This is a genomic window from Arthrobacter sp. AG258 (assembly GCF_004364695.1).
Classification (GTDB): Bacteria; Actinomycetota; Actinomycetes; order Actinomycetales; family Micrococcaceae; genus Arthrobacter.
Window position 1 is genome coordinate 455,869 of sequence record NZ_SOBI01000001.1, and the last position, 25,698, is coordinate 481,566.

The 25,698-nt window shown below is 69.4% G+C and carries 31 protein-coding genes; 18 read left to right on the forward strand and 13 right to left on the reverse strand.

Features of this window, described 5'->3' with window-relative positions:
• Positions 1–3: 3 nt before the first annotated feature.
• Positions 4–885: a helix-turn-helix transcriptional regulator gene (locus DFO47_RS02140; protein WP_133830511.1), complete on the reverse strand. Its 882-nt coding sequence runs from the start codon at positions 883–885 to the stop codon at positions 4–6.
• Between the two features lie 92 nt (positions 886–977).
• Between DFO47_RS02140 and DFO47_RS02145 the strand changes: the two genes are divergently transcribed.
• The 3 genes from DFO47_RS02145 to DFO47_RS02155 are packed head-to-tail and all read left to right on the forward strand — an operon-like array spanning position 978 to position 3,798.
• Entirely contained in the window at positions 978–1,859 is an 882-nt protein-coding gene (locus DFO47_RS02145; RefSeq protein ID WP_133830512.1) for an aldo/keto reductase, read from the forward strand.
• A gap of 34 nt (positions 1,860–1,893) precedes the next feature.
• On the forward strand, positions 1,894–2,922 hold the full coding sequence (locus DFO47_RS02150; protein WP_133830513.1) for an aldo/keto reductase: 1,029 nt from the start codon (positions 1,894–1,896) through the stop codon (positions 2,920–2,922).
• A gap of 45 nt (positions 2,923–2,967) precedes the next feature.
• A complete protein-coding gene (locus tag DFO47_RS02155) occupies positions 2,968–3,798 on the forward strand; it encodes an oxidoreductase (RefSeq protein WP_133830514.1) in 831 nt (276 codons plus the stop codon).
• Here the strand turns inward: DFO47_RS02155 and DFO47_RS02160 are convergent.
• From DFO47_RS02160 to DFO47_RS02175, 4 genes are read right to left on the reverse strand one after another with little or no spacing between them, the layout of a single operon-like run.
• Entirely contained in the window at positions 3,788–5,164 is a 1,377-nt protein-coding gene (locus tag DFO47_RS02160) for an FAD-dependent oxidoreductase (RefSeq protein ID WP_166651660.1), read from the reverse strand. The two genes, DFO47_RS02155 and DFO47_RS02160, sit on opposite strands and share 11 nt — an antisense overlap.
• Before the next feature lie 12 nt (positions 5,165–5,176).
• A complete protein-coding gene (locus tag DFO47_RS02165; protein WP_018761657.1) occupies positions 5,177–5,587 on the reverse strand; it encodes an arsenate reductase ArsC in 411 nt (136 codons plus the stop codon).
• Positions 5,584–6,288 carry an aquaporin gene (locus DFO47_RS02170; RefSeq protein WP_133830516.1) on the reverse strand — a complete coding sequence of 235 codons (705 nt, stop codon included), beginning with the start codon at positions 6,286–6,288 and terminating at the stop codon, positions 5,584–5,586. Before DFO47_RS02170 ends, DFO47_RS02165 begins: the two co-directional genes overlap by 4 nt.
• Positions 6,285–6,635: a metalloregulator ArsR/SmtB family transcription factor gene (locus DFO47_RS02175; RefSeq protein ID WP_133830664.1), complete on the reverse strand. Its 351-nt coding sequence runs from the start codon at positions 6,633–6,635 to the stop codon at positions 6,285–6,287. The genes DFO47_RS02170 and DFO47_RS02175 overlap by 4 nt, the downstream gene beginning before the upstream one ends.
• Before the next feature lie 146 nt (positions 6,636–6,781).
• Between DFO47_RS02175 and map the strand changes: the two genes are divergently transcribed.
• Positions 6,782–7,555 carry a type I methionyl aminopeptidase gene (map, locus tag DFO47_RS02180; RefSeq protein ID WP_109045278.1) on the forward strand — a complete coding sequence of 258 codons (774 nt, stop codon included), beginning with the start codon at positions 6,782–6,784 and terminating at the stop codon, positions 7,553–7,555.
• 3 nt (positions 7,556–7,558) lie between these two features.
• On the opposite strand, the gene DFO47_RS02185 is transcribed toward map, so the two are convergent.
• Positions 7,559–8,077 (reverse strand): GNAT family N-acetyltransferase, encoded by a 519-nt coding sequence (locus DFO47_RS02185; protein ID WP_133830517.1) that lies wholly within the window; start codon positions 8,075–8,077, stop codon positions 7,559–7,561.
• Positions 8,078–8,234: 157 nt separating this feature from the next.
• Between DFO47_RS02185 and DFO47_RS02190 the strand changes: the two genes are divergently transcribed.
• The gene (locus DFO47_RS02190; RefSeq protein WP_133830518.1) at positions 8,235–8,711 is read left to right on the forward strand and encodes a hypothetical protein; all 477 of its coding nucleotides are present in this window, start codon (positions 8,235–8,237) and stop codon (positions 8,709–8,711) included.
• Here DFO47_RS02190 and DFO47_RS02195 read toward each other — a convergent pair.
• The 3 genes from DFO47_RS02195 to DFO47_RS02205 all read right to left on the reverse strand — a co-directional run bounded on the left by DFO47_RS02195 (position 8,680) and on the right by DFO47_RS02205 (position 14,046).
• A complete protein-coding gene (locus DFO47_RS02195) occupies positions 8,680–10,656 on the reverse strand; it encodes an amino acid transporter (RefSeq protein ID WP_133830519.1) in 1,977 nt (658 codons plus the stop codon). The two genes, DFO47_RS02190 and DFO47_RS02195, sit on opposite strands and share 32 nt — an antisense overlap.
• A gap of 142 nt (positions 10,657–10,798) precedes the next feature.
• Positions 10,799–11,482: a response regulator gene (locus DFO47_RS02200; RefSeq protein ID WP_109045273.1), complete on the reverse strand. Its 684-nt coding sequence runs from the start codon at positions 11,480–11,482 to the stop codon at positions 10,799–10,801.
• Positions 11,479–14,046 (reverse strand): DUF4118 domain-containing protein, encoded by a 2,568-nt coding sequence (locus tag DFO47_RS02205; protein WP_133830520.1) that lies wholly within the window; start codon positions 14,044–14,046, stop codon positions 11,479–11,481. The genes DFO47_RS02200 and DFO47_RS02205 overlap by 4 nt, the downstream gene beginning before the upstream one ends.
• Positions 14,047–14,205: 159 nt before the next feature.
• Between DFO47_RS02205 and DFO47_RS02210 the strand changes: the two genes are divergently transcribed.
• From DFO47_RS02210 to DFO47_RS02225, 4 genes are all read left to right on the forward strand, one after another.
• The gene (locus tag DFO47_RS02210) at positions 14,206–14,952 is read left to right on the forward strand and encodes an ABC transporter permease (RefSeq protein ID WP_109045272.1); all 747 of its coding nucleotides are present in this window, start codon (positions 14,206–14,208) and stop codon (positions 14,950–14,952) included.
• Between the two features lie 110 nt (positions 14,953–15,062).
• The gene (locus tag DFO47_RS02215) at positions 15,063–15,650 is read left to right on the forward strand and encodes a hypothetical protein (protein WP_133830521.1); all 588 of its coding nucleotides are present in this window, start codon (positions 15,063–15,065) and stop codon (positions 15,648–15,650) included.
• A gap of 147 nt (positions 15,651–15,797) precedes the next feature.
• Complete coding sequence (locus DFO47_RS02220; RefSeq protein WP_133830522.1) at positions 15,798–16,541, forward strand: YcnI family protein; 744 nt, start codon at positions 15,798–15,800, stop codon at positions 16,539–16,541.
• Positions 16,542–16,552: 11 nt separating this feature from the next.
• Positions 16,553–17,098: a copper resistance CopC family protein gene (locus DFO47_RS02225; protein WP_133830523.1), complete on the forward strand. Its 546-nt coding sequence runs from the start codon at positions 16,553–16,555 to the stop codon at positions 17,096–17,098.
• Positions 17,099–17,192: 94 nt separating this feature from the next.
• Here DFO47_RS02225 and DFO47_RS02230 read toward each other — a convergent pair whose 3' ends face one another.
• Positions 17,193–17,738 carry a YceI family protein gene (locus DFO47_RS02230; protein ID WP_026264567.1) on the reverse strand — a complete coding sequence of 182 codons (546 nt, stop codon included), beginning with the start codon at positions 17,736–17,738 and terminating at the stop codon, positions 17,193–17,195.
• Positions 17,739–17,883: 145 nt separating this feature from the next.
• Between DFO47_RS02230 and DFO47_RS02235 the strand changes: the two genes are divergently transcribed.
• Positions 17,884–18,309, forward strand: a complete 426-nt coding sequence (locus DFO47_RS02235; protein WP_231369862.1) for a hypothetical protein — start codon at positions 17,884–17,886, stop codon at positions 18,307–18,309.
• Positions 18,306–19,145: a CDP-alcohol phosphatidyltransferase family protein gene (locus DFO47_RS02240; protein ID WP_133830524.1), complete on the forward strand. Its 840-nt coding sequence runs from the start codon at positions 18,306–18,308 to the stop codon at positions 19,143–19,145. Before DFO47_RS02235 ends, DFO47_RS02240 begins: the two co-directional genes overlap by 4 nt.
• Before the next feature lie 9 nt (positions 19,146–19,154).
• Here DFO47_RS02240 and DFO47_RS02245 read toward each other — a convergent pair whose 3' ends face one another.
• Positions 19,155–19,571, reverse strand: a complete 417-nt coding sequence (locus DFO47_RS02245) for a DUF302 domain-containing protein (RefSeq protein ID WP_133830525.1) — start codon at positions 19,569–19,571, stop codon at positions 19,155–19,157.
• Positions 19,572–19,611: 40 nt separating this feature from the next.
• A complete protein-coding gene (locus tag DFO47_RS02250) occupies positions 19,612–19,869 on the reverse strand; it encodes a metal-sensitive transcriptional regulator (RefSeq protein WP_109045264.1) in 258 nt (85 codons plus the stop codon).
• A 124-nt stretch (positions 19,870–19,993) separates the two neighbouring features.
• On the opposite strand from DFO47_RS02250, the gene DFO47_RS02255 reads away from it, so the two are divergent.
• From DFO47_RS02255 to DFO47_RS02285, 7 genes are all read left to right on the forward strand, one after another.
• Positions 19,994–20,611, forward strand: a complete 618-nt coding sequence (locus DFO47_RS02255) for a rhodanese-like domain-containing protein (protein ID WP_133830526.1) — start codon at positions 19,994–19,996, stop codon at positions 20,609–20,611.
• Positions 20,608–21,366, forward strand: a complete 759-nt coding sequence (locus DFO47_RS02260) for a sulfite exporter TauE/SafE family protein (RefSeq protein WP_133830527.1) — start codon at positions 20,608–20,610, stop codon at positions 21,364–21,366. Before DFO47_RS02255 ends, DFO47_RS02260 begins: the two co-directional genes overlap by 4 nt.
• Positions 21,367–21,388: 22 nt before the next feature.
• Positions 21,389–21,730 (forward strand): rhodanese-like domain-containing protein, encoded by a 342-nt coding sequence (locus tag DFO47_RS02265; RefSeq protein ID WP_133830528.1) that lies wholly within the window; start codon positions 21,389–21,391, stop codon positions 21,728–21,730.
• 47 nt (positions 21,731–21,777) lie between these two features.
• The gene (locus tag DFO47_RS02270) at positions 21,778–22,074 is read left to right on the forward strand and encodes a rhodanese-like domain-containing protein (RefSeq protein ID WP_133830529.1); all 297 of its coding nucleotides are present in this window, start codon (positions 21,778–21,780) and stop codon (positions 22,072–22,074) included.
• Between the two features lie 71 nt (positions 22,075–22,145).
• Positions 22,146–22,508, forward strand: a complete 363-nt coding sequence (trxA, locus tag DFO47_RS02275) for a thioredoxin (RefSeq protein WP_133830530.1) — start codon at positions 22,146–22,148, stop codon at positions 22,506–22,508.
• Positions 22,509–22,622: 114 nt separating this feature from the next.
• A complete protein-coding gene (locus DFO47_RS02280) occupies positions 22,623–24,023 on the forward strand; it encodes an MBL fold metallo-hydrolase (protein ID WP_133830531.1) in 1,401 nt (466 codons plus the stop codon).
• 127 nt (positions 24,024–24,150) lie between these two features.
• On the forward strand, positions 24,151–25,425 hold the full coding sequence (locus DFO47_RS02285) for an MFS transporter (protein WP_133830532.1): 1,275 nt from the start codon (positions 24,151–24,153) through the stop codon (positions 25,423–25,425).
• 5 nt (positions 25,426–25,430) lie between these two features.
• Here the strand turns inward: DFO47_RS02285 and DFO47_RS02290 are convergent, their stop codons facing one another.
• A complete protein-coding gene (locus DFO47_RS02290; RefSeq protein WP_133830533.1) occupies positions 25,431–25,673 on the reverse strand; it encodes a phosphopantetheine-binding protein in 243 nt (80 codons plus the stop codon).
• Positions 25,674–25,698: the final 25 nt, after the last annotated feature.

Consider the following 25,698-nt stretch of genomic DNA (forward strand, 5'->3'; position numbering starts at 1 on the left):
AAGTCAGCTGGTTTCCGTGACCGATGCCTGGGCCGGTTCCTCCTGCGTGGCGGCCCAGCTGGCCAGGACCTTGAGGGCGTCCTCGGACGGCGAGCCCGGTTCGGCCGTGTAGACGTTGATCCGCAGCCCGGGGTCGGCGGGGAGCTCCAGTGCCTCGTAGGTCAGGTCCAGGTCCCCCACGATCGAGTGGTGGAGCCGTTTGCGGCCCGTGCGGTGGTACTTCACGTCGTGCCGGGCCCACCGGGTGCGGAACTCCTCGCTGCGGGTGGCGAGCTCCCCGATCAGGTCGGACAAGTCTTTGTCGTACGGGTTCTTCCCGGCCGTGGACCGCAGGACGGCAACAATGTCGTCCGCGGCGCGTTCCCAGTCGGCGAAGAACTCCCGCGCCTTCGGGCTCAGGAACGTGAACCGTGCGCTGTTGGGCGGGGTACCGCCGTCGGTCATCATTTCCAGGTACAGGGCCCTGCCCAGCTCGTTGGACGCCAGGACGTCGCCGCGGTCGTTGCGGACCCAGGCCGGCGCGGTGGTAATCGCATCAATGACCCTCTGCACGCTGGGCCGCACCGTCAGCGGGCTCCGCTTGCGCCGCACCCGCGGAGCAGCCGTGGACGCCCGGGCCAGGTCGAACAGGTGGGCCGTCTCGGCGTCGTCCAACTGCAACGCCCGGGCCAGCGCCTCCAGCACGCTGTCCGAGGCACCGGACAGGTTTCCCCGCTCCAGCCGGATGTAGTAATCGATGCTCATCCCGGCGAGCATGGCCACCTCTTCCCGGCGCAGGCCCTTCACGCGCCGGTTGCCGCCATACGCAGGCAGCCCGGCTTCGTCCGGCGTGAGCCTGGCCCGGCGGGAAGTCAGGAACTTGCGCACGTCGTCGCTGTTGGTCATGCCACCCACGCTACGCCCGGCCGCCGCCGCGAGGGAGGGACTGTCAAGCCCTCCCACAAACCTCCGCATCCCCATACCGTGAAGGAATGGTTATGGAACTCACACTCAACAACGGCGTCACCATGCCCGCTCTCGGCCTCGGCGTCTTCCAAAGTCCCCCGGAAGAGACGACGGCGGCCGTCCAGACAGCGCTCGAGGTGGGCTACCGGCACATCGACACAGCCGCCGCCTACGGCAACGAGCGGGAAGTGGGCGAAGGCTTCCGCCGCTCCGGCCTGGACCGTGGCGACGTGTTCATCGAAACCAAGGTCTGGGTCAGCGACTACGGCTACGACGAGTCACTGCACGCGTGGGACAAAGCGGTGGGAAAGCTGGGCGTGGAGCAACTGGACCTGCTCATCCTGCACCAGCCCGCACCGGACCGGTTCGAGAAGACGGTGGCCGCGTACAAGGCGCTGGAAACCCTGCTGGCGGACGGGCGCGTGCGGGCCATCGGCGTCAGCAACTTCATGCCGCACCACCTGAAGCAACTGCTTGAGGCAACGGACGTGGTCCCGGCCGTCAACCAGATCGAACTGCACCCCTACTTTGCCCAGCGCAACGTCCAGGCCGCAGACGCAGAGCACGGCATCCTCACCCAGGCGTGGTCGCCGATCGGCGGCATCACCTTCTACCCCGGCTGGGGCGAGAACCGGAAGAACGTCATGCGTGACCCGGCCATCGCCGCCGTCGCGAAGGCCCACGGCAAGACTCCCGCCCAGGTGATGCTGCGCTGGCACCTGCAGCAGGGCCGCTCCGCCATCCCCAAGTCCACCAACCCGGCCCGCATCGCCGAGAACTTCGACGTGTTCGGCTTCGAGCTGTCCGCGGCGGAACTGGCTGCCATTGATGCCCTGGATACCGGTGTCCGCAGCGGCCCGGACCCGGACGTGGCCCGCCCCGAGCGGTTCGCCATGGTGATCCCCGAGGCCTAAGCAACCCCCAAGCCTGAGAGAGAGAAGGAACCAGATGGAATACCGCCCGCTTGGCCGCACCGGCGTGCAGGTCAGCCCCCTGTGCCTCGGCGCGATGATGTTCGGCCCCTGGGGCAACAACGACACCGACGACGCCACCCGCATCATCCACCGCGCCCTGGACGCCGGCATCAATTTTGTCGACACCGCAGACGTCTATTCGGGCGGCGTGTCAGAGGAAATCGTGGGCAAGGCCCTGGCAGGCCGCCGCGACGACGTCTTCCTGGCCACCAAGTTCTTCATGCCGATGGACGAAAAAGACCCCAACCGGCGCGGCGGCTCCCGCCGCTGGATCATGCGCGCCGTGGAAGACTCGCTGCGCCGGTTGAACACCGACTACATCGACCTCTACCAGGTGCACCGGCCCAGCCCGGACACCGATGTGGAGGAAACCCTGGGCGCCCTCACCGACCTGGTCCGCCAGGGCAAGGTGCGCTACCTCGGGTCGTCCTCCTACTCCGGTTCACAGATCGTGGAGGCGCAGTGGGCCTCCACGGAACGCAACCTCGAACGGTTCGTCACCGAGCAGCCGCCCTACTCCATCCTGACCCGCGGGATCGAGGAGGACGTCCTGCCCACCGTGCAGCGGCACGGGATGGGCACCCTCACCTACAGCCCGCTCGCCGGCGGCTGGCTCTCCGGTCGGTGGCGGAAGGACTCCGCGTCTTCACCCACCTCCGCTGCCCGCCCCAGCGCCCGGTTCGACATGTCCCAGCCGGCCAACCAGCGCAAGCTGGACATCGTCGAAGAGCTGGCGCAGGTGGCCGAATGGGCGGGCGTCACGCTCATTGAGCTGGCCATCGCGTTCGTCATCAACCACCCCGGCGTCACCTCCGCGATCGTGGGCCCGCGCACCATGGAACAGCTTGAGTCCTACCTCCCGGCCGCCGACGCGAAGCTGGCGCCGGAAGTGCTGGACCGCATCGACCAGCTGGTGGCCCCGGGCGTGACCGTCAACCCGGACGACAACAGCTACGGCGCCCACGAACTGACAACACACGCACGACGGCGGCACGCGGCTTAACTGCCGCTCCCCCAGCGAATTTCACACCCTATGGAAGGACAACCCATGGCAACGTGGCTCATCACAGGCTGCTCCACCGGACTTGGCCGGGCACTGGCGGAAGCCGTGCTCGCGTCCGGGCACAACGCCGTCGTCACCGCCCGCAAGGTGGAGACGCTGCAGGACATCACCGCAGGCTTCCCGGACACCGCGCTGGCACTCCCCCTGGACGTCACGGACAAGGCGCAGATCAATGCCGCGGTCAGGCAGGCGGAGGAGAAATTCGGCAACATCGACGTCCTGGTCAACAACGCCGGCTACGGCTACCGCGCCGCCGTGGAAGAAGCCGACGACGCCGAGATCCGCCAACTGTTCGACACCAACTTCTTCGGTGCGGTGGACATGATCAAGGCAGTCCTCCCGGGCATGCGCGCCACCAAGGGAGGGTCCATCCTGAACGTCTCCTCCATCGGCGCCCGGATCACCCCGGCCGGCTCCGGCTATTACGCGGCCACCAAGGCGGCGCTGGAGGGCATGTCCGGATCGCTCCGCAACGAGCTCAAACCCCTGGGCATCAACGTCACCGCCATAGAGCCCGGCGGCTTCCGCACCGACTTCGCGGGCCGCTCGCTGACCCAGTCGGCGACGCCGATCGGCGACTACGCCGAGACCGCCGGCAAGCGCCGCAAGGAAAGCGACACGAGCCACGGCAACCAGCCCGGCGATCCGGACAAGGCCGCCCGGGCGATCATCGCCGTCGTCGAATCCCCCACCCCGCCGGGCCTGCTGGTCCTGGGCACGGACGCTTTCGGTGCGTTCGGCATGGTGGCGGACGCACAGCGGGCCGAACTGGACCAGTGGCGGGAGCTGAGCACCAGCACAGACATCACCGACTGAGCCCATAGGGCGGCTGTACGCGCGCGGATTCGCCGCTGCGGCCGTGCTCGACGCCGGTGGCGAAGCCGATCGTCACCGGCACCGGGCTGCCACAGCACGCGTCCCCGGCGGCGTCGGCCGGGAGGCTGGTGGAGCAAACCCCGGTTTCCGGGAGCTCAAGTTCCACGGCGTCCGCTGCTTGGGTGTCCCCGGCCAGCGCCGCCGCAACGGACCGGACCTGCTCATAGCCGGTGGCCATGAGGAACGTGGGCGCCCGCCCGTACGATTTCATGCCGGCAAGGTAGAAGTCCTTTTCCGGCTGGGCGAGGATCCTGGCGCCGTGGGCGGGGACGGTGCCGCAGCTGTGGAAGTCCGGATCGATCAGCGGGCCCAGGGCCTTGGGTGCCTCCACTGCCGGGTCCAGGTCCAGCCGGAGTTCCGACAGGATGGACAGGTCCGGGCGGAACCCGGTGGCGGGAATCACCCGGTCCACCGTCACGCTGCGGCCGTCCGCGGCGTGCACGGTGAGCGTGTTGCCGCGGGTTTCGAGGGATGCCGTGTGGAAGCCCGTAAGGAGCTGGACGGCTCCGGTGTCGACGGCGGTGCGGAGCCGGGTGCCCAGCTGGCCGCGGGCAGGCAGTTCGTCGGCGTTCCCGCCGCCGTAGGCGCGCTCCGGAGAGGCACCGCGGATGGCCCACAGGACCTCGGTTCCGGGGTTGGCGCGGGCCACGCGGGCGAGGTCAAGCACCATGTTCGCGGCGGAATGTCCGGCGCCGACCACCAGGGTGCGGCGCCCGGCGAAACCGCCGGCGGTGACGTCGGGCAGCGACCCGGTGACCGGCCCGGCGGCACGGGCCTCCGGCTCGCCCAGGGCCGGCAACCCGGAGGATCCCAGCGGCGCGGGCGTGGTCCATGTCCCGGACGCGTCGATGACGGCGCGTGCAAGGAGCTCGGTGACCTCTCCGCCGTCGTGCTCTATCCGCAGCAGGAACGGCGCCTCGTCCCGGCCCAGGCTGCGGCCCTTGTCCATGCCCTGCCGGGTCACGGCAAGAACGCGGGCGCCGGTCCTGATCCGGCCCTTCAGTTCCGGTGTGGCGGCCAGGGGTTCGAGGTAGTCGGAGACGATCTGGGAACCATAGGGCAGCGCGGTGGGCCGGGGCGCTTCCCAGCCGCTGCGTTCGAGCAGCCGCACCGAGGCCGGGTCCAGGTTGTATTTCCACGTGGAGAACAACCGGATGTGCCCCCATTTCCGGATGGCCGAACCCACGGTGGGGCCGGCTTCCAGGACAAGGGGTTCCAGCCCGCGTTCGAGCAGGTGGGCGGCCGCGGCGAGGCCCACGGGCCCGGCGCCGATCACGGCCACGGGCAGCGATTCAACGGATGCCACGCTGCCCACCGGTCAGCCCTGCGCCGGGGTCAGGGAAGCGATCAGGGCCTCCACGCGGGTCTTGATCTCGTCGCGGATGGGCCGGACCGAGTCCACGCCCTTGCCCGCCGGATCCTCCAGGACCCAGTCCTCGTAGCGCTTGCCCGGGAAGTAGGGGCATTCGTCGCCGCAGCCCATGGTGATCACCACGTCCGAGTCCTGCACCGCTTCCGTGGTGAGGACCTTGGGGATCTCGGCTGACATGTCGATGCCCACCTCGGCCATGGCCTGGACGGCGGCCGGATTGACCTTCTCCGCAGGCTGGGACCCGGCGGAGCGGACCTCGATGGCGCCCTGGGAGAGGGTGGTCAGGTACGCGGCGGCCATCTGGGAGCGGCCGGCGTTGTGGACGCAGACGAACAGGACGGAGGGTTTGTGGCTCATGAGAGCACCTTTCGGTCGGCCGCCGGAGCGGTGGAAACGGCAGGGAGGGAGGGGTAGAGGAAGCGGACCAGGACGAATCCGGCGGCGCCGCCGAGGAGCTGCACCAGGATGAAGGCAGGGGCCGACGACGGTGCGATGCCGGCAAAGGTGTCCGTGACGGTGCGGGCGATGGTCACCGCGGGGTTGGCGAAACTGGTGGAGCTGGTGAACCAGTACGCGGCGGTGATGTACCCGCCCACGGCGAACGCCACCCGGTCTGCCCGGCCTGAGCGGACCGTTCCGAAGATGACCAGCAGGAGGCCCACGGTGGCGATCACTTCCCCCAGCCAGAGCGGGGCGCCGGCGCGCTGGTGCGTGGACCAGGTGACGGCGTCCAGCCCGAACATGAGGTTTGCGGCCACCGTGCCGGCCAGCCCGCCCAGTACCTGCCCCGCAACCAGGCTGGCCGCCGTGGCGGTGTCGACCATCCCCAGCGCCCGTTCCACCAGCGTCACCACGGGATTGAACGACGCCGACACGGGCTGCAGTGCCACGATCAGCGCCACCAGCGCGGCACCCGTGGCGAGGCTGTTCTGCAAAAGCTGCAGGCCGACGTCGTCCGGGGACAGCCTGGAGGCCATCACGCCGGAGCCGACTACGGCCATGACCAGGAATGCCGTACCGATGAATTCCGCCGCAGCCCGGCGGACCAGGACGGTCACGCGGCCTGCCCGCCGATCAGGGCGGCCAGGTTCTGCAGTGCCTCGGTGCGGGCCCGGTAGTAGACCCAGACGCCGCGCTTTTCCCGGTCCAGCAGGCCTGCCTCGTGCAGGATCTTCAGGTGGTGGCTGATGGTGGGCTGGGAGAGGTCGAAGGCATCGTTGAGGTCGCAGACGCAGGCCTCGCCGCCTTGGTGCGAGGCCACCATGGACATCAGCCGGAGCCGGACCGGATCCGCCAAGGCCTTCAGCAGCGGCGCGATCCCGTCGGCCTCGGACTCGGACAGCGGCTGGCGCGCCAGCGGGGCGCAGCAGGCTGCGGCCTGGACCGCGGTCAGCTCCAAAGACATAGACATACGTAAATATTTACACTCATCTATGTCTTTGGCAATCGCCGCAATAATCCCGCAGGTCCGGGCCGTCCCCTTGCAGCCCGCGGCGGCTGGCCAAATAGGATGGCCCCTAGAGCTAGCCGGCCGCAGATGAAGGGCGCCCCATGATCGAGATCCTCAACCCCGCCGAAGTGGCCCGCGCACGCGTCACCGGTGCCCTGGTGGCTGACATCCTGCAGGCCATGAAAAGCCGCGCCACGGTGGGCACCAACCTGCTGGACATCGACCGGTGGACCAAGGAGATGATCGCCGCGGCCGGGGCCGAGTCCTGCTACGTGGACTATGCGCCGTCCTTCGGGCGCGGCCCGTTCGGCCACTACATCTGCACCGGGGTCAACGACGCCGTGCTGCACGGGCTGCCCCACGACTACGCCCTGGCCGACGGCGACCTGCTGACCCTTGACCTCGCCGTCGTCAAGGACGGGGTGGCAGCGGACGCCGCCATCAGCTTCATCGTGGGCGAATCACGGCCGGCGGAGAGCGTGGCGATGATCGAGGCGACCGAGAGGGCGCTTGCCGCCGGCATCGCCGCCGCCGGGCCGAACGCCAAGATCGGCGACATCTCCTACGCGATCGGCCGCGTCCTCACCGACGCCGGGTACCCCATCAACACCCAGTTCGGCGGCCACGGCATCGGCTCCACCATGCACCAGGACCCGCACGTGCCCAACATGGGCCGGCCCGGCCGCGGCTTCAAGCTGCGGCCGGGACTGTTGCTGGCGCTGGAGCCATGGATCATGGCGGACACGGCGGAACTGGTCACGGACGACGACGGCTGGACCCTCCGCAGCGCCACCGGCTGCCGGACGGCCCACACGGAGCACACCATCGCCATCACGGACGACGGCGCCGAGATCCTGACCCTGCCCTCGCGGTAGGAGCTATCCGGTCCCGGCCACGGTGCTGCGGCGTTCCAGGAGCAGCGTGTCCTGCCAGTGCCCGGCCTTGGGCCCGTTGCTGATCCGGGCTATCCGCTCCCGGGTCCCCACCACGCGGAACCCGAGCCGCTGGTGCAGGACCAGGCTGGCCGCGTTCTCCGGGAAGATGCTGGACTGGATGGTCCAGATGCCCGCGGCCTCGGTGGAATCGATCAGGGCTCCGAGCAGGAGCCGGCCCACGCCCCGGCCCTGCGTCTGCGGCGCCACGTAGATGGAGTGCTCCACGAGGCCCCGGTACACCTCCCGTGACGAAACCCGGGACACGGCGGCCCAGCCCAGGACCCGGCCCGCGTCCTCGGCGATGAGCCGGTGCCCAGGCAACCGGCCGGCGTCGAACGCTTCCCAGGTGGGCGGTTCGCTCTCGAAGGTCGCCTCCCCCGTGGCGATGCCGGCGGCATAGATCGCGTGCACGGCGTCCCAGTCGTCGGGGCGCATGGGGCGGATGGTCACGGGGCTGTCCATGGGTCCCATTATGGTTGACCGGCCCGGCCCCGCTGGCCGGGCGTCGGCCGCGCCGGGGCGTAAAGAATCCGTCAATAAACGGCCCCCGCTCCCCCGCCCGCGGCCGTGCAGCCCTTTGATGGAGGCATAGGCAGCAGGTGGGAGGCAGGGAGCGCAGATGCGGTGGGACGAGGTGCCGGAGGACCGTGGCAGGGTCAAGTTCGCCGCCGCAGCCGAGGCCGTGGAGGGCTACGGTGGCCGGCCCCTGAACGGGCGTGCCCTGCAGCCGGCCAGCGGCTACCTCTTCCCCGACCAGGACGGCGAGCAATGGTGGGTCATCTTCCAGCCGTGGCCACCGTCGGGCCTGCACGCCCGCAAAGTTCCCGGCGACATCCTGGCCTGCAACGACTCCTACGGCGACATGGTGCACGTGGTGGTGCTGGCAGCGGGCGTCTGGGAGGACGACGCCGAGGCCGCCTTCCGCGCGCACGTCCCGCTGACCCTGGCGGACGCCGCCCGGGTGGCGGCCACGGTGGCGCACGTGGCGGCACCGGGGCACGCTGCACCGGAGCGCCCCGGTCCCGCGCCGAAGCGCACGGACGGGACACCGTCGGACCCGCCGGTCAGCCCACGTGGACCCATGGGCGCTGGGTGACATCGGGGACGGCCTCGCGCAGGACCTCACGGGTCACCGGCGCGATCTCGCCCTCGCCCAGGAACAGGAACCGCACCAGATTGGTGATCGGGTTTCCCTCGGTCCAGCGGAAGTAGATGTGCGGCATCAGCCCGGTCACGTCCCTGATGTGCAGGAGCACGGAGGCGATGGTGTTGGGCACCACCGGCCCGTGGACTTCCAGGACGTGGTAGCCGTGGCGGTTCACGCCGCGGACGTGGAGCTCCGTTTCGAAGTCGGAGGAGTCGTCCACAATGACTTCGAGGAACAGGGCGTCCCCCGCCAGCGGCAGGTGGCTGACCTCGATCGCAGATTCCAGCTTGTCCCGGTACGCCTCCGCTGACAGCCGGAGCGGCTCATGGGCAATGATCGCGATGGGCCCGTCCAGGGTGCTGGACATGAACTCCAGGGCCTGCTGGTCCAGGTGCACCCGGGTGGCGTGCAGCTCAAAGGAACGCCGCACCCTGGACAGCAGGGAGATCACGATGATGCCGATAATGAAGATGGCCGCGATCCGGATGCCTTCGGGACGTTCGAAGATGTTGGCCACCGTGGTGTACGCAAACACCACCGAAATCGCGCCGAAGCCGACGGTTAGGTTCCGCTGCCCGCGGCGGCGCGCCGACAACGTCACGGCCACGGCTGCGGAGGTCATCAGCACCAGGACGCCGGTGGCGTAGGCGCCGCCCTGGGCGTCGACATCGGCGTTGAAGATAAAGGTGATCACGAAGCCGATCACGGTAAAGACGAGCACCAGGGGGCGCACCGCCTTGGCCCATCCGGGGGCCATGCCGTAGCGCGGCAGGTACCGGGGAACCAGGTTCAGCAGGCCGGCCATGGCCGAGGCGCCGGCGAACCAGAGGATGCCGATGGTGCTGATGTCGTAGACGCTGCCGAATCCGACGCCAAGGTATTCATGTGCGAGGAACGCCAGCGCGCGCCCGTTAGCCTGGCCGCCGGGCTGGAATTCCTGCTCCGGGATCAGGACCACGGTAATGAAGCTGGTGGTCAGCAGGAACACGCTCATGATCACGGCGGCGGTGGTGAGCATGCGCCGGGCGCCGCGGATACGGCCGGCCGGGTTCTCTTCGGTATCGTCCGCCGCGCCCCGGACCTGCGGCATCACCGCAACGCCCGTCTCGAAGCCGGACAGGCCCAGCGCCAGCTTGGGGAACACCAGCAGCGCGATGGCCACCGCCATCACGGGGTTCCCGTGGGAGACCCACAGGTTGGTCCACCAATCCCCCATGGCCGCAGGATGGGAAATCACCTGTCCCAGGGTGACAACCACCACCACGGCGTTCAGGCCCAGGTAGAGGACCACCAGGACCACCGCGACGCCGATTGCTTCCTTGAATCCGCGCAGGAACACCGCCGCCAGCAGCGCGAGCAGGAAGAGCGTGACGGGGACGTTCTGGTTTTGCAGCCACCCCGGAGCTACCGGGTTGCCGACCAGGTGCGCGGTGGCGTCGGCTGCCGAGAGGGTCATGGTGATCATGAAGTCGGTGGCGGCGAACCCGAGCAGGACCAGCACCAGGAGCTTGCCGCCCCAGCGCGGCAGCAGCCGCTCAAGCATGGCGATGGAGCCTTCACCGCGCGGGCTTTCACCGGCAACCCTGCGGTAGACCGGCAGCGCGCCCAGCAGGGTCACCGCCACCAGCACCAGGGTGGCCAGCGGGGAGATGACCCCGGCAGCCAGCGCGGCGATGGCCGGCTGGTACCCCAGGGTGGAGAAGTAGTCCACGCCGGTCAGGCACATGACCTGCCACCACGTGTGCTTGCGTTCATGCTGCGTCGGAACGCCGCCGGGGCCCTGGTGCGTGCCCTTGCTGTCCTGCAGGCCAAACAGCAGCCAGTCCTTGAGCGCCGTCCTGCCATGCGGGTGGAGCGCGGAAGGATCCGCCGGGGGCCTGCTTAACGTGGTCATGACTGCCTTTCCGCGCTGCCCTGTGCACCGCGATCACTGCGAAGCTAGCACCGGCAAAATTGGCTGGCGGGGGAAAGCGGGTTTTCTTAATGATTCCTTTACGCGTGATGTACGACGCCGTCGGGGGCCTTCGCGGGGCGGGTCACGGTTCGAAGCGGTAGCCCATGCCGGCCTCGGTGAGCAGGTGCCGGGGCCGGGCGGGGTCGGCCTCAAGTTTGCGGCGCAGCTGGCCCATGTAGACGCGCAGGTAGTGGGTTTCGTTCTCGTAGCCGGGGCCCCAGACTTTCCGGAGCATCTGCTGCTGCGTGATCAGCCGGCCGGGGTTCCGGGCCAGCAGTTCCAGGATGGCCCATTCGCGGGGCGTGAGCCGGACCGGGTCTCCCGCACGGGTGACTTTCCGGTTGGCCAGGTCCACTTCGAAATCGCCCACGTCAATCGCCGGGCCGCTGTCCACCGTTTCCGGGTTCCCGCTCCGGCGCCCCGCCACGCGCAGCCGCGCCAGGAGTTCGTCCAGGCCGAACGGCTTGGTCACATAGTCGTCGGCGCCGGCGTCCAGGGCCCGGACCTTGTCCACGGAGCCGTGCCGGGCGGACAGCACGATGATGGGCATGCTGCTGGTCCGGCGGACCCTGGTGATGACGTCCACGCCGTTGATGTCCGGCAACCCGAGATCCAGCACCATCACATCCGGATGGCCGCCCTCCGCATGGTGCAGGGCGGACGTACCGTCCAGCGCCGTCAGCACGCGGTAGCCTTCCGCTTCCAGGTTCACCTGGAGGGCGCGCAGGAGCTGGGGTTCGTCATCGACGATCAGGATGGTCCTCATGGCGTGCTCCCGGCGGGACGGCGGTCCGGGGTGGCGGCCCCCGCGGAGAGCGGCAGCCTGATGATCATGGTCAGTCCGCCGCCGGGGGTCGGTTCGGCCACCAGCCTTCCGCCCATGGCCTCCGTGAAGCCCTTGGCGACGGCCAGGCCAAGCCCGATGCCGAGCCCTTCCGGGGCGTCATCAAGCCGCTGGAACGGCTGGAACATCGCGGCAGCCGCGGCAGCGGGCACACCCTCCCCGTGATCGACGATGCGCAACTCGCCGAACCCGCCGCCGTCGTCGTCGGTCCTCAGCGTCCCGGCCGACACACCCACGATCACCACGTCCGACTCCGGCGCGTATTTGAGCGCGTTCTCCACGATGTTGGCGATGACCCGTTCCAGCATGCCCAGGTCGGCGTCCACGGCCGGCATGGAAGGCGCAAGGTCAACCCGGATCCGGCCTGCCGGGAGTCCGCGCAGCGCGTCCTCGATCGCGTCCCGCCAGGAGACCGGCGCTGTCAGCGGGGCCGCCGAGCCGCTGGAGATGCGGGACATGTCCAGGAGGTTCGAGATCAGGGCGTCCAGGCGCTCGGTGTAGGACTCGATCGTGGCGAGCATCTCGGCCTGCACCTCCTCCGGCAGCCTGCGGCTTTGGCGGCGCAGGGCGGTGACGGCGAGCTTGATCCCGGCCAGCGGGGTGCGCAGGTCATGGCTGACGGCCCGCAGGATGGACGTGCGGACGCTGTTGCCCTCCGCCAGTTTGGTGGTGCTTTGCAGCCTTCGCTGCAGGGCCTGGCGCTGGCGCAGCAGCAGGAGGTGGGCGCCGTGGGCTGCGAGGAGGAGCCGGTCGCCGGCGGTCAGGGTCCGCCCGGAGAGGACCAGCGCCGTCCGGTCGTCGGCCAGTTCCACGCTGTCCGTCAAGGCCGCGGCGTCCGGGGCGGGCGGCGGCGCGGCACCCGAGAAGGCCTGGAGTTCCCACGCACCGCTGCCGTCACCGGCAACGGTGAACAACCCTGCGGAGCGGACCTGGAAGGTTTCCCGGACCTTGGCCATGAACGCGGCTACGGTGTCATCGGCAAGCAACGCGTCGCGGGCCAGGTCCGCCAGGGTGGCTGCCTCGGCGCGTGCCCGGGCAGCTTCCCGGGCCCGCCGGGCGGACAGGCCAACCACCAGGGAGACCGCCACCGCCGCCGCCAGGAACACCCCCAGCGCGAACACGTTTTGCGGGTCCTTGATGGTGAACGTTCCCACCGGTTCTGTCTCGAAGAAGTTCAGCAGCAGCGAATCCAGGACCGCCGCGAGCACCGCCGGCCACAACCCGCCAATGAAGGCCACGGCCATGACGCCGGTCAGGTGCACCAGCGCGTGGGTGGCGAGGTTGAGGTCCGGGCTGGCGGCCAGGGCAGCGGTCAGGATGACCGGAAGGACGACGGCGAGGACAAACCCGACTGTGGTGCGCGTCCGGCCCAGTGCTGCGGTGGCGGGCCTGGGCAGGCCGGCGCCGCCCTGCGGCCGGGACACGATGTGGACGTCGATGTCGCCGGAGTCCCGCACCACTTTGGCGCCGGCTCCGGAACCGAGCAGCCGGCTCCACAGCCCTCCGGTCGAGGCGCCGATGACGATCTGCGTGGCGTTGACGCTGCGGGCGAACTCCAGGAGCGATTGGGCGGCGTCCTCCCCCGAGACCGTGTGCCAGGTTCCGCCGAGGTCCGTGACCAGGCGCTGCTGGGCGTCCAGTGCGTGGCCGGACTCGGCGGTGCCGCCGTCTCCCCGCCGCACGTGCACGGCCAGCAGGTCGCCGCCGTGGACCCTGGACAGGATCCGGGACGCCCGCCGGATGAGCAGTTCCCCGTCCGGGCCGCCGTCCAGGCCAACCACCACCCGTTCGCGTGCGGGCCAGGTGGCGGTGATGCCCTGGCTTTTCCGGTAGGTCGCCAATCCTTCGTCCACGCGGTCGGCCAGCCAGATCAGGGCGATTTCGCGCAAGGCGATCAGGTTGCCCAGGCGAAATTCGTTGGCCAGGGCCGCATCTATGGCGTCCTTGGGGAATACCTTTCCGTCGGCGACGCGCTGGCGCAGCAGCTCGGGCGGAATGTCCACCAGCTCAATGTGCTCTGCCCGCCGCACCACGGCGTCCGGCACGGTTTCACCGCTTGACTGGTCCGTGATGGCTGCGACGGCGTCCCGCAGCGATGCCACGTGCTGGACGGTAAGGGTGGTCAGCACGTCCGTCCCGGCCGCCAGGAGTTCTTCGATGTCCTGCCAGCGGCGCCCGTTCCGGCTTCCCGGGGCGTTGACGTGCGCATAGTCGTCGACGACGGCCACCTCCGGGTGCCGGGCCAGTACTGCCGGCACGTCCAGCTCGGAGGCCGCTGCTCCGCCGGCGCCGGGCACCGGGCGCGGGGCAACGGCGTCGAGCCCGTCAAGGAGGAGCGCGGTATCGGTCCTGCCGTGGTCGGCGGCGATGCCGACGGCCACGTCCCGGCCGCACGCCGCAAGGCGGTGCGCCTCGCGCAGCATGGAGTATGTTGTGCCGGCTCCCGTTGCCGCGCCCAGGAAGATGCGAAGCGTTCCCCGTGCCATGTTCACAGTCTTATCCCCTCCGGCCACCCGGACCAACTCCCCGGGCTGCCGGCCGCCCGCAGGTACAGGCTATTCCACCCGGCGGAGCAGCCACACGGTCGTGTTGCGGGCAGCTGCCGGGCTTCCAGCGGAAGGTTCGCAGGTCAGTAAGCTGGGCAGATGCCCGACCTTGCCGCACTGGCCCCCACCCTCGCGGCCATCGCCATCCTGGCGGCACTCACGGTGGGCATCCTCTGGGGCTCGCGCACGCCGTCGTACCTCTCCCCCGCCCTGGCCATCGTCCGCGGCGTGCTGCAGCTTGCAATCATCAGCCTTGTCCTGGGAGGGGTGATCACCAGCCCGGTCTGGGTCGGCCTGGCCCTGCTGGTCATGTTCTCCGTGGCGTCAGTGACGGCTACGCGGCGGCTCACCTGGTCCTGGCGGCGGTTCGCCGTGGTGGCCGCAACCATGGCGGCCGGCATCCTGGTGACGGTCGCAATCGTCTTCGGCACCGGGGCCATCGAATTTTCGCCGCGCTACGCCCTGGCCGTGGGCGGGATTGTGATCGGCAACTCCATGACCATTGCCACGCTGGCCGGCCGCCGCTTCGTCGAGGCCGTCCTGGAGCAGTGGGACCAGGTGGAGGGCTGGCTGGCGCTGGGCGCGACTCCCCGGCAGGCCACCCTCAGCCAGGCCCGGCAGGCGGTGCATTCGGCGCTGATCCCCGCCACGGACCAAACCAAGACCACCGGACTGGTCACGCTTCCCGGCGCATTCGTGGGCGCCATCTTTGGCGGCGCTTCGCCCCTGGAAGCCGGCCGGTTCCAGGTGGTGGTGCTGGCGTCCATCATGGCGGCAGGGTCCATTACCGCCGTCGCGTTGATCCGTTCGCTGGGCAACGTCACGGTCCGGCCCGACCCGTTGTAGGGCTGCGCGCCGTCACGACCCCGGCAGCACGGGGCGCCGATTACGCGCCGGGGTGCTGCTTTCCCTAAAGTGGTACCGGGTAATCAGTGGAAGAAGGGGTGGCGATTGGCATGAGCGCGCCGTTCCGCTTCCCCCGCGCCTTCGCGTTCACGGCGGCAATGTTCGCCCTCGCTGCCGGAGCCCACGTGGTGGCCCGTGGCGTGATGCCGCACCCGGCCATCGTCGCCGGGCTCTTTGCCCTGGTGCTGCTGCCCGTCATGGTGCTCGCCAGGATCCGGGTCAACTCCCCAGTGATGGCCGGCCTGCTCATCGGCGGCCAACTGCTCCTCCACGAGGCCTTCAGCACCCTGTCGGCTTCGTCCGGCTTCACACCGGCTCCGGGAGGCCACATCCACCCGGGCGAACCGCTCGCCGCGGCAGCAGTGGCAGCGGCCCCGGAACACCTCCACGCTTCGGACCCGCTGATGCTGGTCCTCCACGCCGCGGCCACCGTGTCCACCGCCCTGGTGCTGGCCCGCGGCGAAGCGGCCGTCTGGGCCCTCGCGGCCTGGCTGCGGCCGCTGATCCGTATCCTGACGGCGGCGTTCCTTCCCGACTGGCCGCAGCTTCCGGCTCCGCGCCGCGTTGTTGTGGTGCTGCGCGCCGAGGTCCTCCGGCTTCCCGCACTGCGCGGTCCGCCGCGCGCTGCCGCCTCCTGAGCGGCACCTGCCCCCACCATGCTGCCCGGGCCCAAGGCGATGCCCTTGGACCGCTGCCATTGCGCGCGCCCCGGTCAGCCATGTCCTCGCGCCCGGCCGCAGCCGCAGGCCGCCCCCGGCGCACCCATACCTTGTGAAAGCGACATCATGAATACCTCAATCCGCCGCACCGCCAGAGCCTTCGCCGCCATCACCGCAGCAGCCGGAATGCTCGCCGCCGGCGCCGCCGCCGCGTCAGCCCATGTCTCCGTGGATCCGGGCGACACCGGCGCCAACGGCTACTCGCGCCTGACCTTCAACGTCCCCAACGAGTCCCCCACCGCCAAGACGAACAAGCTTGAGGTCAAGCTGCCCACCGACACACCCTTCACCTCCGTCTCGGTCAAACCGGTGGAGGGCTGGACCGCGCAGGTCATCACCGGTGACCTGCCCACGCCGGTGACGGTGGCCGGCGCCACGGTCACCAAGGCACCTACTTCCGTGGTCTGGACCGCGGACGAAGCCCACCAGTTGGGGCAGAACCAGTACCAGGCGTTTTCCCTCTCGGTAGGCCGCCTCCCGGCCGAGGGGACCACGGTGGTGCTGGAGGCCGCCCAGGGTTACAGCGACGGGACGGTGGTGAACTGGAACGAGCGCAGTGCCGACGGGCAGCCCGAGCCCAAGCACCCGGCCCCCTCATTCACCACCACAGCCGAGGACGGCGCCGCGGCGCACACCACCCCGGCCTCGGCTGCCGCCTCGACTGCTCCCGAAGCCCCGGAGGCCATCGAGCGCACCTCCGATGCGACCTCAATCTGGGGCGTTGTCCTCGGCGCTGCAGGGTTTGTCCTGGGCGCCGCCGCCCTGGCACTGGTGCTGGCCGGCCGCCGGTCCCGCCCGGCAGCCAAGTAGCAGGGGCCCGGATGTTTGCGAATCTGCCCCGCTGGTTCCGGCGCTGCCTGCTGGTCCTGGCCGTGGCGGCATGTTCGGTTGTCCTGGCCGCGCCCGCGCAGGCGCACGATGTGCTCGAATCCAGCGATCCTGCGAATGGATCGTCTGTTCCGGCAGTCCCCGGCCAGATCGGACTGACCTTCGACCGCACGCCGATGGGCATCGGCTCGGTGATCCAGGTGCAGGATGAGACCGGCACGGACCAGGCCGACGGCGCCGTCACGATTGTCGACAACCATGTCACCCAGGCCGTGAAGGCCGGTGCACCGGCGGGCAAATACACGGTGATCTGGCGGGTGGCTTCCTCCGATGGGCACCCCATCGAAGGAACCTTCACGTTCACGGCCGGCGCCGGAAACTCCAGTGCGGCGCCGGCCCCAGCTGCTGCTGCCGGTTCCGGCGGGCCCCAGGCAGGAGTGTTGATTGCCGGCGGGGCTGCCGCCGTCCTGGTCATCGGCTTGGCCGGCGGGGCGGTGCTGGTGCGGCGGCGGCTCCGGAGCGCGGAGTCCGACGCCTGACATAGCCAGCTCCTGACGACGCCACAAACGGCCGGGGCGGGCACTCCGCCACATGCGCAGTGCCCGCCCCCGGGTCGTCGGGTAGATCCCTGTATCAGCCCTGCTTCACGAGCGCGGCTTCAAGGTTGATCTTCACCTTGTCGCTGACCAGCAGGCCGCCGGCTTCCAAGGCGGCGTTCCACGTCAGGCCAAATTCCTTGCGGCTGATCTCGGCTTCGGCGGAGAAGCCTGCCCGCGTGGCGCCGAAAGGATCCACGGCAACACCTGTGAACTCCACCTCGAGCTCCACGGGCTTGGTGACACCCTTGATGGTCAGGTCGCCCGTCAGGGTGTATTCCTCGCCGTCACCCTCAATGGCGGTGCCGCGGAACGTCATCTCGGGAAACTTCTCGACGTCGAAAAAGTCCTCACCCCGGACGTGCGCGTCACGGTTGGCATCCCCGGAGTCGAAGCTTGCCGTGGCCACGGTGGCATGCACGGTGGATTCGGCCAGGGACTCCCCCACCCGGGCTTCGGCCTGGGCATCGGTGAAGCGGCCCCTGACCTTGCTGATCCCGGCATGCCGGACGCTGAAGCCGATCTCGCTGTGCGACATGTCCAGGGTCCAGGTTCCAGGGGTGAGTTGCTGGGGAAGGGTCATGGTCATTCTCCTTGCTCGTAGGGCCGCAGGCTTTGCTGCCCGCTATGGGCGCAAGGTTGCGGATGGTCCTAAATATTCCGCATCGGACCCGCATTTATAAGGGGGCCGGGTGAACCGGAAGGGAACTTCGGGCGTATACATAAGCGTGGCACTAAGACTATTGACCGCCCTTGCGTTGTTCATTGACGCCGGCGTACACCTGTTCCTGGCCCCGGGCTACCAGAACGCCCAGCCGGGCACCGTCAGCCAGGGCACCCTGTTCCTCTTGGAGGCCGCGGTGGCGCTTGTGGCCGGAATCTTTGTCCTGCTCCGCGGCAGCCGGGCGGCCTATGCCGTGGCCCTGCTGGTGGCACTGAGCGCCTTCGCGGCCGTGATGCTGTACAGGTACGTTGATATCCCGGCTATCGGACCGATTCCCGCCATGTACGATCCCGTCTGGTTCTTCTCGAAGACCCTCAGCGCCGTCGCCGAGGGAGCGGGCGCCCTCCTGGCCGCCGTGGGACTGGCGCGGGCGTCCGGGAAGCGGCGCTCCGCCGTCGTGAAGCGCCGCGCGACGCGTCCCGGCACGTGATTCCCCGTCCGGATTCCGCGGCACGCCGGTGGCCCGGGTCAGCCGCCGTCGTCAGCGTGCGGGCGGAGGCGGCAGGGCCTCGCGGTGCGGCCGGACGTGCCGTCCCCGACGCCCTGGCCGCCCTGGCCTCCTACGGTTTGTTGGCGCTGTGGCTGTCCTCCTTGTCAGCCCCCGGGATTCCCCTGCAGCTGGCAGGCCTGGGTGCGGGCGCGATGGTCACGGGCGCGGCGGCCGCTTCCGTGCTGCGGCGGGCCCCCAGGTTCTCCACCCCGGCCGACCGCGTGACGCTGCTGCGCGCCGTCCTCGCCGCCCTCTGCGCCGCATTGGCGGTCCCCCAGCTGTTTACGGGGCCGCGGGCGGACCTGCTGATTCCGGTCCTGGGCGGGCTGGCCTTTGCGCTGGACGGGGTGGACGGGGCGGTGGCCCGGCGGACCGGGCTGTCCTCCATGGCGGGGGCGCGGTTTGATGCGGCCACCGACGCCGGGCTGGTCCTGGCGTTGTCCGTTGCGGTCGCTGCCCGGGTGGGGCCGTGGGTGCTGGCGATTGGGGGGATGTATTACGTTTTCGTGGCCGCGGGACGCTTCCGGCCCCGCCTCCGCGGGTCGCTGCCCCCACGCCAGTCCCGGAAGGCCATCGGGGCGTTTCAGCCGTTCGCGCTGCTCCTGCCGCTGATTCCCGGCATCCCCGCGGCCGCCGCGGTGTCCATTCCGGTCGCGGCCCTCGCGCTGCTGGCGTTTTCCTTCGGGCGGGACGTGGTCCAGCTGGAGCGCCGCCACCGTGCAGATCTCCTGGAATCCGGCGCAGCCCGGCCGGCTCCGGACCAATCACACCCCTGAGCTGAGCGGCTATCCTGCTGCCCCGTCCAAGCTGGCGAGGGCCTTCCGGAGCCGCGTCCCGGCGTCGTCCGCCACGTCCTTGACCGCAGGCGCGTCGCTGAGCTGGACCATGGCCTGCGGGTCGATCGCCTCAACGGTGGTCTCCTGGGCATCTGCCTTCCGCCGCACCACCACGTTGCACGGCAGCAGGGCGCCCATTTGCGGTTCGGCGGCGAGGGCGCGGCTGGCAAGGGATGGGTTGCAGGCGCCAAGGATGACGTAGTCCCCGACGGCGTCTGCGGCGTCGGTGCCGAGCTTGGCTTCGAAGGTGGAGCGGATGTTGATTTCCGTCAGGATCCCGAAGCCCTGCGCCGCGAGGGCCGCGCGGGTGCGTTCCAGCGCTTCGGCCCAGGGAAGGGCGACGGTGGTGGCCAGCGTGTAGGTCATGATGCTCCTCGAAGTTGCCGGAAAGTGTCCTGCGGACGGGTCAGGCGAGGGAGAGGAAGAGCTTCTCCAGCTCTTTCCGGTCCATGGTTTCGTCTTTTTGGGTGATGCACTGCTCCAGGCCGGTGGCGATGATGGCGAAGCCGGCGCGGTCAAGGGCTTTGGAGACGGCCGCCAGCTGGGTGACGACGTCCTTGCAGTCCCGGCCTTCCTCGAGCATCCGGGTGACGGCGGCGAGCTGGCCCTGGGCGCGCTTGAGGCGGTTGATCACGGGCGTGAGTTCGGTTGGGTTCAGTTCCATAACGGGTTCTCCATCGGTGGGGTGCTTGATCTCGACTATATACCCCCATGGGTGTTTTGACTACCCCCCGGGGTATCTGTAATACTCGGTGGGGTATCCACCTGACCCTCCCGAGAGGCTACTTATGACTTCCCCTTCCAAAGCAGGCGCCGTGACCGCACTCGCTCCCGAGACCCTGCAGTCCTGGATCAAAGAGCATCAGGACCTCATGGTGATTGACGTGCGCTCTGCGGCCGAATTCGAGTCCATGCACATCCGCGGCTCCTACAACGTGCCGCTGCCGCTGCTTTCCGAGCACACCGATGAACTCGCCGCACGCCTGGGCTCACGGGTGGTCCTGGTCTGCCAGTCCGGCGTCCGCGCCGAGCAGGCCCGCCAGCGCATGACCACGGTCGGCCTGGACACCGCCTACGTCCTCACCGGCGGTGTCCCCGGCTTTGCCGCCGCCGGCGGCAACGTAGTCAAGGGCAAAGACCGCTGGGACCTCGAGCGCCAAGTCCGCCTGGCCGCAGGTTCACTGGTGATGCTGGGACTGGCCGGCGGCAAGTTTGTATCCCCCAAAATACGGATGCTGGCCGGAGCCATCGGCACCGGCCTGACCTTCTCCGCCGCCACCAACACCTGCGCCATGGGCAAGGCCCTCTCGGCGATGCCCTGGAACAAGGCCGCCGCGGAGCCCACCCGCGAAAGCGCCATCCTGCAGCTTCCCGTCCATGGCACTGAAGAGGACGCCGCGGCATGATCCCTGCCCTGGGTCTGGGGCTCGTCGTCGGAATCGTCCTGGGCGTGGTGGGCGGCGGCGGCTCCATCATCGCCGTTCCCGCACTGGTGTACGGGGTGGGTTTGAGCCCCGCCCAGGCCATCCCCACGTCGCTGCTGGTGGTGGGCATATCGTCACTGGCAGCCCTGCTCCCCCGCATCCGGGAGGGCCTGAACTGGCCCGTCATCGCACTGGTCGGGGCCGCCGGCATTCCGGCCGCCTGGGCCGGCGCCGCGGTCGGCAAAGTCCTGGATCCGGCCATCCTGATGCTGGCGTTTGCCGGAATCATGGTGGCCGCGGGCATCCGGATGCTGAGCAAACCCCGCGAAAGCGAGGGAACCTGCAGCACGGGGCCCAACCGGGCCTTCCGGTCCTGCGCACCCAAGGCCGTGGGTGTTGGCTTGCTCGTCGGGTTCCTCACCGGACTGCTTGGCGTGGGCGGCGGGTTCCTCATCACTCCCGCACTGACCATCCTCCTGGGCCTGCGGATGAAACAGGCGGTGGGAACCTCGTTGGCGATCATCGTGGTCAACTCCGCAGCCGGATTCAGCGCCCACGCCGCCGGTTACACGATCGACTGGGCCACCACCCTGGCCTTCGCCGCCCCGGCCATCCTGGGATCACTGGTTGCCGCGCGGTTCGCGCGCCACCTGAAGGACAAGCACATCCGCATCTCATTCGCGGTGCTGATCTTCGCCGTCGCGGCGTGGGTCACCGCCGGCACGGTCACCGCCTGACCCATCCACAAAGGAGAACACCATGGGATTGATCGATTCCCTCAAGAAGGCCTTCAGAAAGCCCTACAAGACAATCTCCGTGGCACAGGCCAAGGACCTCCTGGGTTCCGGCGCCACGTTCATCGACGTCAGGTCAGCGCAGGAATGGCGGACCGGCCGGGCACCGCAAGCCAAGCATGTTCCCCTGGACCGGCTGCAGGCCGGCACCGCCGGCATCCAAAAGACCCGCCCCGTGATCGCCATCTGCGCCTCCGGCGTGCGGTCCGCGTCCGCCGCCCGGCTCCTGGCCGCCGAGGGCTACGACGCCTACTCGGTCCGCGGCGGCATGGCCGCCTGGCGCCAGGCCGGCGAACCCGTCCGCTAAACGGGCGCCACTGAACCAGCCACATCACACTTCGAAGGAGAACCATCATGGCTGAAATCACCATCACCGAAGCCGACCAGCGCCGCAACGCCGCCCGCATCCTCGATGTCCGCGAGGACTTCGAAGTCGCCGAAGGCATGATCCCCGGGGCCTTGCACATCCCCATGGGCCAGCTGCAGGCCCGCCTGGGCGAGCTCGACCCGGCCGTCCCCGTGATTGCCGTCTGCCGCAGCGGAAACCGCAGCGCCGCCGTCGCCGACGCCCTCAACGGCGCCGGCTACAAAGCCGACACCATGGCCGGCGGCATGACCGCCTGGACCCGCGCCGGACTTCCCACTACCTAACCCCGCCTCGCGTGGCGAAACAGCAAACCCAGGGCAACCAACCAACTTCGCCCGAAAGGACTCGACAGACCATGGCAACCATCGACATCACCCAGCAATCCTTCGCCCAGACCCTGGAGGACAACAACCTCGTCTTCGTTGACTTCTGGGCAGCCTGGTGCGGCCCGTGCCGGATGTTCGCCCCCACGTACGGAGCCGCCGCCGAGCGCCACCCGGACATCACGTTCGCCAAGGTGGACACCGAAGCCGAGCAGGCCCTGGCCGCGGCGGCGAACATCACCTCCATCCCCACCCTCATGGCCTTCAAGGACAAGACCCTGGTCTTCTCCCAGCCCGGAGCCCTCAACGCCACCGGCCTCGAGGAAGTCATCCAGGCCGTCAAGAACCTGGACATGGACCAGCTCCGCGCGGAGTTTGGCCACCAGCCCGCCTGACCCCCTCAGCCTGCACAATACCGCCGCAGATCCATAGTTGCGATATACCCCCAGGGGTATCTAGAATTGTTGCAGAACATCCCCCAATCCCCTTTCACCGAAGGAGAGAACCACATGCTTATCGAGCGCATATATGACGAAGACCTGGCCCAGGCCAGCTACCTGATCGGCTGCCAGGCCAAGGGCGAGGCAATCGTGGTGGACGGCCGCCGGGACATCGCCGTCTACAGGGACCTTGCCGCCAAGAACGGCATGAAAATCGTGGCCGTCACCGAGACCCACATCCACGCCGACTACCTCTCCGGCACGCGCGAACTGGCCGCCGCCACCGGCGCGAAGATCTACGTCTCCGGCGAGGGCGGACCCGACTGGCAGTACGGGTTCGACGGCGAACGGCTGCACGACGGCGACACCATCGCCTTGGGCAACATCACCATCAAGGCCGTCCACACCCCCGGCCACACCCCGGAGCACCTGTCCTTCCTGGTCACCGACGGCGCGTTCAGCGACAAGCCCGGCTACCTGCTCTCCGGAGACTTCGTGTTCTCCGGCGATTTGGGCCGGCCGGACCTGCTGGATGAGGCCGCCGGCGGCATCGACACCCGCTTCGAGGGCGCCAAGCAGCTGTTCGCCAGCCTCCGCGACAAATTCCTTGCCCTGCCGGACTACGTCCAGGTCCACCCGGGCCACGGCGCCGGCAGCGCCTGCGGCAAGGCCCTGGGCGCCATCCCTTCCTCCACGGTGGGCTACGAACGCCTGTACGCCTGGTGGGGCCCCTACCTGGCCACCAACGACGAACAGGGCTTCATCAACGAACTGCTCGACGGCCAGCCCGACGCCCACGCCTACTTCGCCCGCATGAAGCGCGAAAACCGGGAAGGCCCCGCCGTCATGGGCGAACGCGCCCCGCTGCAGGAACTGGACACGGACACCGTCGCCAAGGGCCTGGCCGGGGATACCCTGACCTTCATCGACACCCGCTCCAGCAGCGAAGTCCACCAGGGCACGGTGGTCCGGTCCCTGAACGTACCGGCCGGCAAGTCCGTTGCCAGCTACGGCGCCTGGGTGGTCAACCCGGAAACGGACACGAACCCGCTGGTGCTCCTGGCCAAAGACCAGGAACAGGCCCAGGACCTGTGGGACCATCTGGTCCGCGTGGGCATCGACAACGTGGCCGGCTACCTCACCGACATCAAGGGGTTGCCCACCTTCACGCCGAGCCTGATCCAGCCTGAGGAACTCGAGGGTTTCGAAGCGGCCATGGTCCTGGACGTCCGCAACAAGACCGAGCACAAGGCAGGACACATCCCCGGCTCCCACCAGCTCAGCGGCGGCCGCGTGATGTGGCACCTGGATGAGCTGCCCGCCGGCGGCACCATCGTGTCCTACTGCCAGTCCGGCGTGCGCAACTCCGTGGCCGCCAGCGCCCTGCGCCGTGCCGGGTACGACGTCTTCGAACTCGACGGCAGCTACGCCGCCTGGAACGCCCGGCGGAACAGCGTCCCCGCAGCCTGAGCAGGCAATTCCCCCCAGACCGCCCGGGCAGGACCCCCCTCCTGCCCGGGCCCGGCCCGGACGCGTCCCCCGCGCGTCCGGGCCACCTTTCGCCTCCCCAGAACGGAGCCACCAGAACGGAGCCACCATGCAGGGCACCACCCTCCGCAGCACCAGCGGATCCACCCCGGCGGTGCCGGGCCTGCGGCAGAACCTGGCCCAGTTCATGCTGCTGGTGGCCGTGAACGCACTGGTGGGCGGCACCTTGGGCCAGGAGCGCACCGTCCTTCCCCTGCTTGCCGCCCGGGAATTCCACCTCGACCTGTACACGGGCGCACTGACCTACATCCTCGCCTTCGGCCTGTCCAAGGCCGCCATGAACTATTTCGCCGGAACCCTCTCGGACCGGTACGGCCGGAAGCCGGTCCTCATCGCCGGCTGGCTGGCCGCGGTCCCCGTCCCGCTGATGCTCATGCTCGCTCCGTCCTGGGGCTGGATCGTGGCGGCCAACGTGCTGCTCGGCGTCAGCCAGGGCCTCACCTGGTCCACCGCCGTGATCATGAAAATGGACCTCGTGGGTCCTAAGCAGCGCGGCCTGGCCATGGGCTTCAACGAGGCCGCGGGCTATCTCGGGGTCGCCGTGACGGCCCTGGCCACCGGCTACCTCGCCACCGCCCACGGCCTGCGCCCGGCCCCGTTCCTGCTGGGAGCGGCGTACATCGCCCTGGGTCTGGGCCTCACGGTCCTGGCCGTCCGCGAAACCCACCACCATGCCCGGACCGAGGCCGCGCAGCATGCCACAGGACGGAATACCGCCCATGCCGGCCTCACCACCGGCCAGGTGTTCACCCTCACCAGCTTCACGGACCGCTCTCTCTCCGCGGCCAGCCAGGCCGGGCTGGTGAACAACCTCAACGACGGCCTGGCGTGGGGCCTCTTCCCTGTCCTGTTCGCCGGCGCCGGGCTTGGCCTGGGCCAGATCGGCATCCTGGCCGCCGCCTACCCGGCGGCCTGGGGCGCCGCCCAACTGGTGACCGGAGCCGCCTCGGACCGCTGGGGACGCAAGTGGTTCATCGCCGCGGGCATGCTGGTCCAAGCCGGCGCCCTGGCGGTCATTGCCTCCGCGCACGCCTTCGCACCATGGCTCGCCGCCGCCGTCGTGCTGGGCCTCGGTACCGCCATGGTCTACCCAACACTGCTGGCAGCCATCGGCGACGTCGCCCACCCGGGGTGGCGCGCCCGTTCAGTGGGCGTGTACCGGCTGTGGCGCGACGCCGGATTCGCCGTGGGTGCCCTGCTCTCCGGAGTGCTCGCGGACCTCTACGGCATCCCCGCGGCCATCGCCGCCGTCGCGGTGCTCACCGCACTCTCGGGCCTGGTGGTTGCGGCGCGGATGCGCGGGAACGACCACGCGGCGGGATAGCCCCTTTATCCGTGCCCGGCCAGGTACTCCACCAGCCCGCCCACCGTAGCCACCGCAGGGTAGTCGGCCTCCGGGATATCCACGCCCGTGGACTCGGCGATGACCTCCACCAGGCGGAGGAAATCCAGCGAGTCCAGTTCCAGGTCCTGGCGCAGCCTGGCGGTGCCGTCCAGGTCCGCGGGTTCGACGTCGGGCGCTACTTTGCCGATCGCCGCCTCCACGGCCCGGCGCGCGTCCTCTTGGTTCACGGTTCCTCCTCGGTCACACGGGTCC